The sequence below is a fragment of the Ruegeria sp. BG8 genome (assembly GCF_056538325.1).
This window is the reverse complement of the sequence record NZ_JBQFSZ010000001.1, coordinates 728728-741400: the sequence shown is the minus strand read 5'-3', so window position 1 is coordinate 741400 and position 12673 is coordinate 728728. Positions and strand designations below refer to the sequence as shown.

The following is a 12673-nucleotide window of genomic DNA, read 5'->3' as shown; positions in this document are numbered from 1 at the left end:
GCGGGAGTGAGTGGCCGCCAACGGTGTTTTCGAAATGAACGCGCAGTTTACGCGCTGGCAAGGGTAGGTGGTGCTACGCTTGTTATTGGATCTCTAGGCATATTTAAGAAAGCGGACCCCGGGCACAAAACCCCGGGGTCAATTTCTTTTCAGGCTTCCATTCGTTCCCACAAGGGATGGCACATCGGGCCTATACGTGTCTCGACTGCCAGCGCTGCGTCTACGGCCAAATCCTCACGCCAGCGTCGGGCCGCAATCTGAACATTGATTGGCTGCGGCCCTTGCGGCAATTCAGCCAGCCGCGCGGGGACGCAGGCTGCCGGTAATCCAAGGAAGTTCATCGCATAGGAATAGACAGCACATCCCAAAACCTCGTGCACGCCCTCGGGGCCCTCTGTGTCACGGTCCGGTTTGAAGAATGGTTGCGGCAAGAACGGTGACAGGACCAGTGGGTAATCCTGCAGGAACATGGACCACACGCGGGCATAGTGGCTGCGTTTGGCCATCATCTCGATCAGGTCCGTGCCTGTGATCGGAGGGAATTCCTGAAAGTATACGTCAAAGATATCGCGAATTGTCTGCGAGCCTGCGGCCTCGATATCGTTTTTCAGTAAGGTCAGCACTTCGCCCATCAACGCGCGATATCCATTGCGCCCACATTCGAACACATCGGGTAGGGTGACTTCCTCGACCGTATAACCTGCGTCGACCAACGCGTCGCGCGCGGCATCCAAGGCTTTGTCGACCTCCGGATGGAGATCGTAGCCGTAGGTTTCCTTTGAAAAGGCCACCTTGATCGACCCTTCCAATGAATCTCCACGCCAAGGCAAAGGTACGTGGAACGGATCGCGCGGGTCAGGTGCGATCAGGCTTGGCATTGACAGGTGCAGATCAGCCGCCGAACGGGTGATCAACCCTTGTACGGACATGGATTGCGCCAGCAAACCGCGCTCGGCTTTTTGACTTGGGTTCCACGCGGGTACGCGCCCAAGGCCGGGTTTGACTGTGACCGCCCCATTTGCAGCAGCCGGAAACCGCAGACTACCACCTATGTCGTTCCCATGGGCCAATGCCCCGATTCCCGCTATTACAGATGCCCCGGCGCCACCAGACGACCCGCCGGGCGAAATATGGGGGCCCCAAGGATTTACGGTCCTGCCGTGCAATGGGTTGTCTGTATCTGCGCGAAAAGAGAACTCGGGCGTATTTGTGCGTCCGATTACGACGGCTCCGGCCTTTTGCAGATTGCACACAACCGGTGCGTCGTCAGGCGCAATAACATCCTTCAGGGCCACGACCCCGTTCGACGTTGCGTGCCCTGTTTGGTCTACATTGATCTTGATGGTTACGGGAACGCCATGCAGTGGGCCGGGTTGGGCACCTTGTGACACCGCAGTGTCCAGATCCTTGGCGCGAGCTAAAGCCTCGGTGCTCAGGTGTTCGACCACTGCGTTCAGCGAAGGGTTAACCTGCCGCATTCTATCGATGGCAGATTGGACCGCCTCTTTGGCGCTGAGTTCCCGGTTGCGGGTCAGGGCGGTCAGTTCGGTGGCGGTCAAACGCCAGATGTCGGTTGATGTCATGGGACCTCACTGTCTTGGTCAGACAGTAGTGGCCCATTGTCAGGTTGCAAGAGAAAGGCGGGGTGGGGCGATTGGTATCGCCCCTTGGCCTTTTTACTGAGCGTAGCCGATGGTTTTCAGCGCGTCGGTGATCTCATCCAGAATGGCGGGATCATCTATCGTAGCCGGCATTTTGTATTCTTTATTGTCGGCAATCGACACCATCGTGCCCCGCAGGATTTTGCCCGACCGGGTTTTGGGCAGACGGTCTACCACCACGGCCTGTTTGAAGGCAGCAACAGGGCCGATCTTTTCACGTACCAGTTTGACGACGTCCTGCACGACTTCGCCGTGGTCACGGTCGCACCCTGCGTTGAGGCACAGGAACCCAACAGGCATCTGACCTTTCAGCTGATCGGTCACTCCGATAACCGCGCATTCGGCCACATCGGGGTGCCCGGCCAGCACCTCTTCCATGCCACCGGTAGACAGGCGGTGACCCGCCACGTTGATGACGTCGTCTGTGCGCGCCATGATATACAGGTATCCGTCTTCGTCGATCATGCCTGCATCGCCGGTCTCATAGTATCCGGGGAAGTGGTTCAGATACGAACTCTTGAAACGTTCTTCTGCATTCCAAAGGGTCGGTAACGTACCCGGAGGCAAAGGCAATTTGACCGCGATTGCACCCAGCTCGCCAGCTTGTACCGGATGTCCGCCTTCATCAAGGATTTGGACGTCATAACCGGGCATCGGCTTGGCGGGCGAGCCCAGTTTGACCGGAAGCTCTTCGATACCAAGCGGGTTACCTGCGATCGCCCATCCGGTTTCCGTTTGCCACCAATGGTCAATGATCGGCACCTGCAGCGCTTTTTGCGCCCATTCGATGGTATCCGGATCAGCACGTTCGCCGGCCAGGAACATGGCACGCAGGTTCGACAGGTCGTATTTGCCGATCAGCTCGCCAGAAGGATCTTCGCGCTTTACGGCGCGGATCGCTGTCGGGGCAGTAAAGAAGCTTTTGACCTTATGTTCAGAGATGACACGCCAGAAAGTGCCTGCATCCGGCGTTCCCACGGGCTTGCCTTCGAAAACGATGGTCGTGTTGCCGTGGATCAGCGGGGCGTAGCAGATGTAGGAGTGCCCCACCACCCAGCCGACATCTGACGCGGCCCAGAAGACATCGCCCGGGTCGAGGTCATAGATATTCTTCATCGTCCAGTTCAGCGCGACCAAATGGCCTGCGGTCGGACGAACGACACCCTTTGGCGCGCCAGTGGTGCCCGAAGTGTACAGGATATAGGCCGGATCGTTACCGTCCACAGGCACACATTCGGCGGGCTCAACACCGTATTGGAAACCGTGCCAGTTATAGTCACGCCCTTCGATCAATTGGGCGACTTCCTGCTCGCGCTGGAAGATCACGCAGAAGTCCGGCTTGTGGGTGGCGAGGTCGATCGCACCGTCCAGCAGAGGTTTGTAGTGAACAACGCGCCCCGGCTCCATCCCGCAAGACGCGGCGATGATGGCTTTGGGTTTGGCGTCATCGATCCGGACCGCAAGTTCATTGCTGGCAAAGCCACCAAACACCACCGAATGCACGGCACCGAGACGGGAACAGGCCAACATCGCCTCAAGCGCCTCGGGGATCATGGGCATATAGATGATGACGCGGTCACCTTTTTCGACACCCTTGGCGCGTAGTGCCCCGGCCAGGTTGGCGACGCGGTTGCGCAGCTCTACGTAAGAGATCTCTCTTTTGGTGTGGGTAATTGGGCTGTCGTAGATGATCGCGGTCTGTTCACCCCGACCGTTTTCAACGTGGCGGTCGACTGCGTTCCAGCAGGTGTTGACCCGGGCGTCAGAGAACCATTCATAGAGCGGCGCATTATCATCGAACAGCGCTTTGGTCGGTGGGCGAACCCAATCAATACCCTGCGCAGCTTCCATCCAGAATGCCTCGGGGTTGGATTTCCAGTTCTCGTAAACGTCCTGATAAGCCACGGTGACCTCCTCCGTAAATTCCCTGTGCAGTGTGTAAGGGGGAGAGACGCCATCGGACAAGCGAGGGGCGTTACGGAGCGTCACTTTATCGCAAAAAATTTGCAGAATCGCCGATTTTGACCTGCAAAGTTTTGCAAATTCACTTTCAGGGCAGTTTCGTTCGACGCAAACGGGAGGCGTTTGCAAATCTGCAAAGTTTTTCGTGCAAACCGAACCAAGAATCACTCCGGACGCCCGATCGGGCGTCCGGTTTGTGTTTCCAAGGTTGCTTAACCGTAATGCGCGACCGGCGTGCCTGCGATGGCGGCCATGTTCAGCAGGCCACGCGCTGTGATCGACGGTGTTACGATATGGGCCTTGTTGCCCATGCCCATCAGGATTGGACCGACCTCAAGCCCATCGGCTTTCATTTTGAGGATATTGCGAACGCCGCTGGCAGCGTCGGCATGGGCAAAGATCAGGACATTGGCCGCACCCTTCAGGCGCGAGTTGGGGAAGATCCGCGACCGCAATTCGGGGTCCAACGCGACATCCAGATTCATTTCGCCCTCGTAGGTGAAATCGCGAGGCTCTGAATCCAGAATGTCCAATGCGGCCCGCAGGCGTTTCCCGGAGCCCTCGGCCTGATTGCCAAACTGAGACTGAGAGCAAAAGGCTATCTTGGGCTCAAGTCCAAAGCGACGGACGTGTCGCGCGGCACCTATGGTCGACTCTGCCAGTTCCTCGGGGGTTGGCAGCTGTCTGACATGTGTATCGGCGATAAACAGGGGGCCGTCCTCGAGAATCATCAAAGACAAAGCGCCATGAGGACGTAGTTCGCCGTCATCCAGAACCTGCTCAACGTAATTCAGGTGCCAGCGGTATTCACCAAAGGTTCCGCAAATCATGCTGTCCGCTTCACCCCGCTGGACCATGATTGCAGCGATGGCGGTGCTGTTGGTGCGCATGATCGCCTTGGCCAGATCCGGCGTAACACCGCGGCGCTGCATAACTTGATGATATGAGGTCCAGTAGTCGTAATAACGAGGATCATTTTCCGGGTTCACGATTTGGAAATCCTCGCCGGGGCGGACCGTCAGCCCAAGTCGTTCGCACCGCGCATCAATCACATCCGGGCGTCCAATCAGGATCGGCGTTTCGGTTGTTTCCTCAAGAATTGCCTGTGCCGCGCGCAAGACACGCTCATCTTCGCCTTCGGCAAAGACGATACGGCGTGAGGCGGCTGCGGCTGCCTCGAATACAGGGCGCATAATCAGGGCGGATTTGAAGACTGTCTGATTCAGGCTTTCTTTATATGCCTCGATGTCCTCGATTGGGCGCCTCGCTACGCCGCTGGCCATCGCCGCTTTGGCAACAGAGGAAGAAACAACGCCAACAAGACGCGGGTCAAAAGGTTTGGGGATCAGGTAGTCGGGGCCAAAAGTCAGCTGCTCGCCCTTATACGCTGCCGCCGCCTCGGCACTCGTGGTTGCACGCGCCATTTCGGCGATGCCGTCGACGCAGGCGATCTGCATCTCGTCGTTGATCTCGGTTGCTCCGACATCCAGCGCGCCCCTAAAGATAAAGGGAAAGCACAAGACATTGTTCACCTGATTGGGAAAATCGCTCCGGCCTGTGGCAATGATCGCATCGGGTGCGACCTCTCGCGCGGCGTCCGGCAGAATTTCAGGTGTTGGATTGGCCAGCGCAAAGATGATCGGGCGGCTGGCCATCTTGGCAACCATTTCCGGCTTGAGCACATTCGGTCCGCTCAGGCCAAGAAACAAATCGGCGTCAGCGATCACGTCATCCAGAGTGCGCAGATCGGATTTCTGCGCGAACTGGTCCTTGTGCGGGTTCATATCTTCGGCGCGGCCCTCGTAGACCAACCCATGTATGTCGCACAGCCAAATGTTTTCGCGTTTGACACCCAGTTTGACCAACATGCTGAGGCAAGCGATCCCCGCTGCTCCGCCACCGGTGGACACGACCTTTATGTCTTCAAAGTTTTTACCTGCCACATGAAGCGCGTTTTTAGCCGCCGCCCCAACAACGATGGCAGTACCGTGCTGGTCGTCATGGAAAACCGGGATGTTCATGCGCTCTCGGCAAAGCTTTTCGACGATGAAGCAATCGGGCGCTTTGATGTCCTCAAGGTTGATCGCGCCGAAGGTGGGTTCCAGCGCACAGACAATATCGGCCAGCTTTTCGGGGTCCGGTTGGTCCACTTCAATGTCGAAACAGTCGATCCCGGCAAACTTTTTGAACAGGACGGCCTTGCCCTCCATCACCGGTTTTGAGGCCAAAGCGCCGATATCACCCAGACCCAGCACCGCTGTCCCGTTTGAGACCACCGCCACAAGATTTCCGCGAGCGGTATATAGCTCGGCATTGGCAGGATCGGCCTTGATCTCAAGGCTGGCTTCGGCCACTCCCGGCGAATAGGCGCGGGCCAGATCGCGGCCGTTGGCCATGGGTTTGGTGGCTTTGATCTCAAGCTTTCCGGGCTTTGGATGGGCGTGATAGTCAAGCGCGGCCTGCCGCAGGCTGGGTGTGTCAGACATTGGCGATTCATCTCCGTTCCGAAATTTGTTTGATCGTTAAACTATTTTTTCTGGCTTGGCTACGTTACGTCATTTTGCAACAGTATGCGGCCGGGGTTGGGGTCCCTAGTTGAAAGCATTCACAAAACGTTTACGTTCGCACAACTTCAAATTCAAAGTGACGCACCGGGCCCAGTATGAGCTATAACGACGAATTACATCCCGAGCCTGACGTTTCAGGCGGCGCGCGCGTGACAACCCGACGTTATCCCGTTGGCATGGCTATTTTGGTAGCTGTCGCTCTACTGGTCGTGATTTCAATTTGGCCCGAGCAGGCCTCGACCTTCAATCAGGAAGGTGGATTGATCGAAACCGGTTCCGCCTTTGCGCTTTTGGCAGCGGGCCTTGCGGCTTTCTACAGGTTCCCGGGTATTGCCCGTCTGTATATTGGTGTGGTGTGCCTGCTGCTGGCTGAGCGCGAGCTTGAGGCCGACGTTTACGCAGTTGGCAGCTTTCCACAAATGATTCTAAGCGGATTGGACGCGGCACTGGACATGACTGTGGTCCGCGTCGTTCTGGGGATTGCGGTGCTGGGCGGTCTTGTTTGGCATGGCGTTCCGAACGGGTGGCAGGCGTTGAAGCAGCGCGCGCCTTTCTTGGTTGTGTTTTTCATAGCTGGATTGTGCGCGGTTGTGGCGCAGCTGCTTGAGGAACTATCCGGCATGTATGGCGGTACGTTGTCGCAAACTATGATGATGCGGTTGTTTGTGCTGGAAGAAACGCTTGAGATGTTCTTTTCGATTGGCATTTTGGCCGCCGTTCTGATCGGATGGCCAAAAGACAAGACCGAAGAGACACTAAATGACCGACAGCCAAACCCGAGCTGAATTTCGCCTGCCAACCCAGGAACTGCGCGACGACATTCCATTCTTCACCAAGGTGCTGGGGATGCGGATGGATATGATCTATCCGGCGGATGACCCGCGCATAGCCGTTTTTTCTGGTCACGGGGTGCGGGTACGCGTCGAAAAAGGCGCGGCTGAGAGCCCGGGTACCCTCAGAATTCTGACGGATGACCCGGACGCTTTTGCGGATGGTCAGCGTAGCCTTTTGGCACCAAACGGAACGCGGGTGGAGATTGATGAACTCAATCCGCCTATGGCGATGCCGGAAACGGTACATTCTTTTGTGGTACGCAGGCTCAAAGATCAGGCGCCGTGGATTATTGGTCGTGCGGGGATGCACTACCGCGATCTGGTGCCAGACCGTTTGGGTGGGTCGATCATCGCCAGCCACATTCGTATTCCGGATGGTGGGCCCGTGCCCGATATGGTGCATTTCCATAAGGTCGGGTTTCAGTTGATCTTTTGCATCCACGGTTGGGTTGATGTGGTTTACGAAGATCAGGGCGAGAAAATGCGGCTGACAGCAGGGGATTGTTTTATCCAACCGCCCGAGATTCGCCACCGCGTGTTGGAGGCATCCGACAACGTTCAGGTCATCGAAATCGGCGTTCCAGCCGAGCATGTCACCGAGATTGACCACGAAATGACGCTGCCCACAGCGCAGTACCGGCCCGAACGTGAATGGCAGGGGCAACGGTTTGTGTTCAATCAGGCCGAAGGTGCCGAATGGACGGAATTCCGTCTGCCGGGGTATGTCTGCCGCGACACAACGATCGCCGAGAACACCAAGGGTGTGGCAGGGGTTCAGGTTGTACGCAAAGGGCAGGGGACGCCCGCTTGGGCCACCCACGATACGGATATCCACTTTACCTTTGTCATGAACGGTCAGGTCACGCTGGAAGGTGAAGGGCGCGATCCATATCGTCTGGAGCAGGGTGACGCCTTTGTCATTCCGCCGGGAATGCGGACGCGGTTGGCCGACCCTTCGGATGACATTGAACTGCTCGAGGTGACGTTGCCCGGAACGTTTAACACGGTGCTGGACTAAGGCATTTGGTTGGGGAAATCTGCCTGTGGGGCTTCAATTCCCCGCGTCGCTTGCGTAAGACTGCATTTTTCTGACCAGATGATCAAAAAATCGAGGAATCGCAATGAGCTTGAAAGACACGGCCCTCTCGGTTCGGGAAAAGGCATATGCGCCCTATTCGAATTTCAAGGTTGGCGCAGCTATTCGGGCGGTGTCCGGTGCGGTTTACGCCGGCTGCAACGTTGAGAATGTCGCCTACCCCGAGGGTACCTGTGCCGAGGCTGGTGCGATCGCTGCAATGGTCGCTGCGGGGGATCAGGAACTGGCTGAGGTGTACGTTGTCGCCTCATCCCCGCAACCGGTTCCGCCTTGTGGCGGGTGTCGTCAGAAGCTGGCAGAATTTGGCAAGCCAGATGTCAAGGTGACGTTGGCCAGCGTTGATGGTGCCGAACTGGAAACCACAATCGGTGACCTGTTGCCCGGCGCGTTCGGTGCCTCGCATATGGAGGATATCTGATCCCATGGATGCGCGTTCGATCATCGCAAAGCTGCGCCGGTCCGAGGTTCCAACCGCGGGAGAGTTGTCGTGGTTTGCCCAGGGCCTTGCAGACGGAGGGGTCAGCGACGCACAGGCCGGGGCGTTTGCAATGGCGGTCTGCATGGGCGGGTTGGGGGCGCAAGGTCGGGCGGATTTGACCCTGGCCATGCGCGACAGTGGCGATGTCCTGACTTGGGATGTGGACGGCCCGGTGATCGATAAACACTCAACCGGTGGGGTGGGTGACAGCGTGAGTCTTGTTCTGGCGCCTGCTCTGGCCGAGCTTGGTGCTTATGTCCCTATGATCTCAGGGCGCGGGCTGGGACATACCGGTGGGACGCTGGACAAGCTCGAGGCCATTCCGGGCGTGAGTACTCAGATCAGCCAGGAACGGTTGGCGCAGATCCTACGGGACACTGGCGCGGCTATCGTAGGCGCAACGGGGCAAATCGCACCGGCTGACAAACGTTTATATGCGATCCGCGACGTGACAGCGACGGTCGAGAGCCTGGATTTGATTACAGCTTCCATCCTGTCCAAAAAGCTTGCGGCCAGCCCGGATGCTTTGGTGTTGGACGTTAAAGTCGGCAGCGGTGCGTTCATGAAAACCCATGAAGACGCGCGCAATCTGGCGCAGGCCTTGTCGGAAACCGCAAACGCAGCCGGGTGTCGCACATCAGCCGTAATCACCGATATGAACCAACCGCTGGCGCCAGCATTAGGTAACGCGCTGGAGGTTTGCGAGGTCATGAAGGTGCTCACCAGCGGGCAGGATGCCCCACTTGCCGAGATTTCAGCGGAGTTGGGCGGCGTTCTGCTAAACGATGCCGGGATGGTCTCGACGGTGGAAGAAGGCCGCGACAATGTGGCTGAAATAATCCGAAATGGACGCGCTGCCGAGCGTTTTGGCCGGATGATGGCCGCCGTTGGCGCACCGCTCCAGTTCATTGAGAATTGGTCCCGCTACTTGCCGGAAGCCAGCGTAATCCTAGAGGTGTCGTCTCCGACCAGCGGGTATGTCACCCAAATGGATGGTGAGGCGTTAGGCTTGGCAGTGGTCGCGCTGGGTGGCGGTCGTCAAGTCGAGGGCGACGTGATTGACCCCGCTGTCGGGTTGTCGAATATCGTCAGACTTGGGGACAGGATCGAAAAGGGCGCGCCACTGGCTGTGGTGCATGCCGCGCGCGAAGACGCCGCGCAGCGGGCATCAGAAGCAGTGTTGGGGGCGGTTAAACTCGGACCCGCCAAACCTAGCGTACCTGGCCTGGTCCATGAAAGGATCAGGCCGTGACGCGGGCCTTTTTGGTGGTGATGGACTCGGTCGGTATCGGTGGTGCACCCGACGCCGATCAGTTCTTTAACGGGGATGTGCCAGATACTGGGGCAAACACACTTGCGCATATTGCGCAAGCGTGTGCAGACGGCAAAGCCGAAGAAGGGCGTTCCGGCCCATTGCATGTTCCCAATCTGGATGCATTGGGGCTGGGCGCTGCGGCGCGTTTGGCTTCGGGGGCTGATACGCCGGGATTGCAGACGGAACCAACTGGCTTGTGGGGATGCGCGCAAGAGCATTCGCCCGGCAAGGACACGCCGTCGGGACACTGGGAACTGGCCGGTTTGCCGGTGCCTTGGGATTGGCATTTTTTTCCGGATACAAAGCCGTCATTTCCACCTGACCTGAGGCAGGCCGCAGCCAAAGCCGCTGGTACTGAGGGGATACTTGGCGATTGCCACGCGTCCGGTACAACCATCATCGCCGAGCTTGGGGCTGAACATTTGCGCACCGGCTGGCCGATCTGCTACACGTCGGCAGACAGCGTTTTCCAGATCGCGGCGCACGAAGAAAGTTTTGGCCTTGATCGCCTGCTACAGATGTGCCGAACCCTTGCGCCGATTTTGCATGAGATGAAAGTGGGTCGTGTGATTGCACGCCCCTTTGTCGGTTCGCCCGAGCAAGGCTTTACGCGAACAACCAACCGTAAGGATTTCGCCATTCTGCCCCCCGCACCGGTGCTGACCAACTGGGTACAGGATGCCGGGCGCAAAGTTCACGCGGTCGGCAAGATTGGCGACATCTTCTCGATGCAGGGGATCGACACGCTGCGCAAAGGGTCGGACGCCGAGCTGATGGGGCACCTTTCGGAGCTTATAGATGAGGCCGAAGAGGGCAGCCTGACATTCGCCAATTTCGTCGAATTTGACAGCCTATACGGCCACCGCCGCGATATCAGCGGGTATGCCCGCGCGCTGGAATGGTTTGACCATGAGATCGGTAAGATCCTGCCACGGTTGCGGCTGGGCGACATGTTGGTGCTGACGGCTGACCACGGCAATGATCCTAGTTGGATCGGAACAGATCATACGCGCGAACAAGTGCCCGTGCTGGTCGCGGGTCTGGGGGCGGGCCAGATTGGCGCGGTTAACTTTGCCGACATAGCCGCCAGTATCGCGCAGCACCTGAATATCCCGGCGCAGGGTCCGGGGCGGAGTTTTCTATGACCGTTGCAGACTTGCCCAAGGTGGAACTGCACCTTCACCATGAAGGTGCTGCCCCTCCGGCCTTTATCCGCCAACTCGCCCATGAAAAACGCGTGGATTTAAGCGGAATTTTCAAGCCCGATGGCAGTTATGATTTTCGGGACTTTGCGCATTTCCTCAGCGTGTATGAGGCCGCTTGCGAAGTATTGAAATCGCCTGAGGATTTCCGCCGCCTTACGCTCGCTATTCTTGCAGAAAGTGCCGCGAACGGTGTGGTTTATTCCGAAACCTTCCTAAGCCCGGATTTTTGCGGTGGCGGCGATCTGCATGCATGGCGCGATTACCTGAGCGCTATTCAGGACGCGGCGGATGAGGCCGAGCGAAAGCATGATATTACCCTGCGAGGTGTCATCACATGTGTGCGCCACTTCGGACCTGATCAGGCCAAGCGCAGCGCCATATGCGCTGCGGAAACCGCCGGGGACTGGGTGACAGGTTTCGGGATGGGCGGTGACGAATCCGTGGGCGCGCAGGGCGATTACAAATGGGCCTTTGATTGCGCGCGTGAGGCGGGGCTGCGCCTGACAACACATGCAGGTGAGTTCGCAGGGCCGCACAGTGTACGGGACGCGATCCGTGATTTGGGTGTTGAGCGCATCGGCCACGGTGTGCGTGCGATCGAAGACCCGGACTTGATCCACGAAATCGTCGACCGGGACGTGACGCTTGAAGTCTGCCCGGGGTCCAATGTGGTATTGGGCCTCTTTCCCGATTTCGCAGCGCATCCGATTGCCCGGTTGCGCGATCACGGTGTCAATGTCACCGTGTCTACCGACGATCCGCCGTTTTTTCACACTAACATGCGGCGCGAATATGAGATGCTGGCCGCGGCCTTCGGTTGGACCGCCGAAGATTTTGCTGCCCTGAATGAAACGGCCCTGAACGCGGCCTTTTGCGATGAAGAAACCCGTGCGCGGGTCAAGAAAAGACTGGAGAAAACATGAGCGAACATCTGACCGTCGTTGACCACCCACTGGTCCAGCACAAACTGACGCTCATGCGGGACAAGGGCACCTCGACCGCTGTTTTCCGTCAGCTGCTGCGTGAGATCACATTGTTGCTTGCTTACGAGGTCACGCGTGAGCTGAAGCTCACGACGCGCCACATCGAAACCCCGATGGAGGAAATGGATGCGCCAATTCTGGCGGGTAAAAAACTGGCGCTGGTTTCAATCCTGCGCGCCGGAAACGGTATGCTGGACGGCGTGCTCGAGCTTATCCCCTCGGCTCGTGTCGGCTTTGTCGGGCTATACCGTGACGAAGAGACGCTGAAACCTGTTCAGTACTATTTCAAAGCGCCCGAAGGTCTTAAAGACCGGCTGGTGATTGCGGTCGACCCGATGCTGGCGACCGGGAACAGTTCGGCCGCCGCAATTGACTTGCTGAAAGAAGCCGGTGCGACCGATATTCGCTTTCTCTGCCTTCTTGCCGCGCCGGAAGGTGTCGAACGCATGAAAGAAGCCCATCCTGACGTGAAGATCGTCACGGCCTCTTTGGATCGCGAGCTGAACTCGAAAGGTTACATTATGCCGGGGCTGGGGGATGCTGGTGACCGGATGTTCGGCACCAAGTAACCTG

10 protein-coding genes are annotated in these 12673 nt (G+C 57.9%); 7 read left to right on the top strand and 3 right to left on the bottom strand.

Annotated features, from left to right (window positions below):
* Positions 1 to 149 precede the first annotated feature (149 nt).
* The 3 genes from ACR0DG_RS03740 to ACR0DG_RS03730 form a co-directional block, all read right to left on the bottom strand.
* On the bottom strand, positions 150 to 1583 hold the full coding sequence (locus ACR0DG_RS03740) for an amidase family protein (RefSeq protein ID WP_480694436.1): 1434 nt from the start codon (positions 1581 to 1583) through the stop codon (positions 150 to 152).
* A gap of 93 nt (positions 1584 to 1676) precedes the next feature.
* Positions 1677 to 3566 carry a propionate-CoA ligase PrpE gene (gene prpE, locus ACR0DG_RS03735; protein ID WP_480694434.1) on the bottom strand — a complete coding sequence of 630 codons (1890 nt, stop codon included), beginning with the start codon at positions 3564 to 3566 and terminating at the stop codon, positions 1677 to 1679.
* Between the two features lie 269 nt (positions 3567 to 3835).
* A complete protein-coding gene (locus ACR0DG_RS03730) occupies positions 3836 to 6109 on the bottom strand; it encodes an NADP-dependent malic enzyme (RefSeq protein WP_480694432.1) in 2274 nt (757 codons plus the stop codon).
* Between the two features lie 176 nt (positions 6110 to 6285).
* Between ACR0DG_RS03730 and ACR0DG_RS03725 the strand changes: the two genes are divergently transcribed.
* The 7 genes from ACR0DG_RS03725 to upp all read left to right on the top strand — a co-directional run bounded on the left by ACR0DG_RS03725 (position 6286) and on the right by upp (position 12669).
* Positions 6286 to 6975: a hypothetical protein gene (locus tag ACR0DG_RS03725; protein WP_480694430.1), complete on the top strand. Its 690-nt coding sequence runs from the start codon at positions 6286 to 6288 to the stop codon at positions 6973 to 6975.
* Positions 6950 to 8041, top strand: a complete 1092-nt coding sequence (locus ACR0DG_RS03720) for a cupin domain-containing protein (protein WP_480694428.1) — start codon at positions 6950 to 6952, stop codon at positions 8039 to 8041. Before ACR0DG_RS03725 ends, ACR0DG_RS03720 begins: the two co-directional genes overlap by 26 nt.
* Before the next feature lie 103 nt (positions 8042 to 8144).
* Positions 8145 to 8537 carry a cytidine deaminase gene (locus tag ACR0DG_RS03715; RefSeq protein ID WP_480694426.1) on the top strand — a complete coding sequence of 131 codons (393 nt, stop codon included), beginning with the start codon at positions 8145 to 8147 and terminating at the stop codon, positions 8535 to 8537.
* Between the two features lie 4 nt (positions 8538 to 8541).
* Positions 8542 to 9849 carry a thymidine phosphorylase gene (locus ACR0DG_RS03710; protein WP_480694424.1) on the top strand — a complete coding sequence of 436 codons (1308 nt, stop codon included), beginning with the start codon at positions 8542 to 8544 and terminating at the stop codon, positions 9847 to 9849.
* Complete coding sequence (locus tag ACR0DG_RS03705; protein WP_480694422.1) at positions 9846 to 11057, top strand: phosphopentomutase; 1212 nt, start codon at positions 9846 to 9848, stop codon at positions 11055 to 11057. The genes ACR0DG_RS03710 and ACR0DG_RS03705 overlap by 4 nt, the downstream gene beginning before the upstream one ends.
* The gene (locus tag ACR0DG_RS03700; protein WP_480694420.1) at positions 11054 to 12040 is read left to right on the top strand and encodes an adenosine deaminase; all 987 of its coding nucleotides are present in this window, start codon (positions 11054 to 11056) and stop codon (positions 12038 to 12040) included. The genes ACR0DG_RS03705 and ACR0DG_RS03700 overlap by 4 nt, the downstream gene beginning before the upstream one ends.
* Positions 12037 to 12669: a uracil phosphoribosyltransferase gene (upp, locus tag ACR0DG_RS03695; RefSeq protein ID WP_480694418.1), complete on the top strand. Its 633-nt coding sequence runs from the start codon at positions 12037 to 12039 to the stop codon at positions 12667 to 12669. The genes ACR0DG_RS03700 and upp overlap by 4 nt, the downstream gene beginning before the upstream one ends.
* Positions 12670 to 12673: the final 4 nt, after the last annotated feature.

What these genes read in the sequence shown, in the direction of transcription:
- ACR0DG_RS03740 (WP_480694436.1), bottom strand. Translation starts at nt 1,583, where the DNA reads ATGACATCAACCGACATCTGGCGTTTGACCGCCACCGAACTGACCGCC.
- ACR0DG_RS03730 (WP_480694432.1), bottom strand. Translation starts at nt 6,109, where the DNA reads ATGTCTGACACACCCAGCCTGCGGCAGGCCGCGCTTGACTATCACGCC.
- ACR0DG_RS03725 (WP_480694430.1), top strand. Translation starts at nt 6,286, where the DNA reads ATGAGCTATAACGACGAATTACATCCCGAGCCTGACGTTTCAGGCGGC.
- ACR0DG_RS03720 (WP_480694428.1), top strand. Translation starts at nt 6,950, where the DNA reads ATGACCGACAGCCAAACCCGAGCTGAATTTCGCCTGCCAACCCAGGAA.
- ACR0DG_RS03715 (WP_480694426.1), top strand. Translation starts at nt 8,145, where the DNA reads ATGAGCTTGAAAGACACGGCCCTCTCGGTTCGGGAAAAGGCATATGCG.
- ACR0DG_RS03710 (WP_480694424.1), top strand. Translation starts at nt 8,542, where the DNA reads ATGGATGCGCGTTCGATCATCGCAAAGCTGCGCCGGTCCGAGGTTCCA.
- ACR0DG_RS03700 (WP_480694420.1), top strand. Translation starts at nt 11,054, where the DNA reads ATGACCGTTGCAGACTTGCCCAAGGTGGAACTGCACCTTCACCATGAA.
- upp (WP_480694418.1), top strand. Translation starts at nt 12,037, where the DNA reads ATGAGCGAACATCTGACCGTCGTTGACCACCCACTGGTCCAGCACAAA.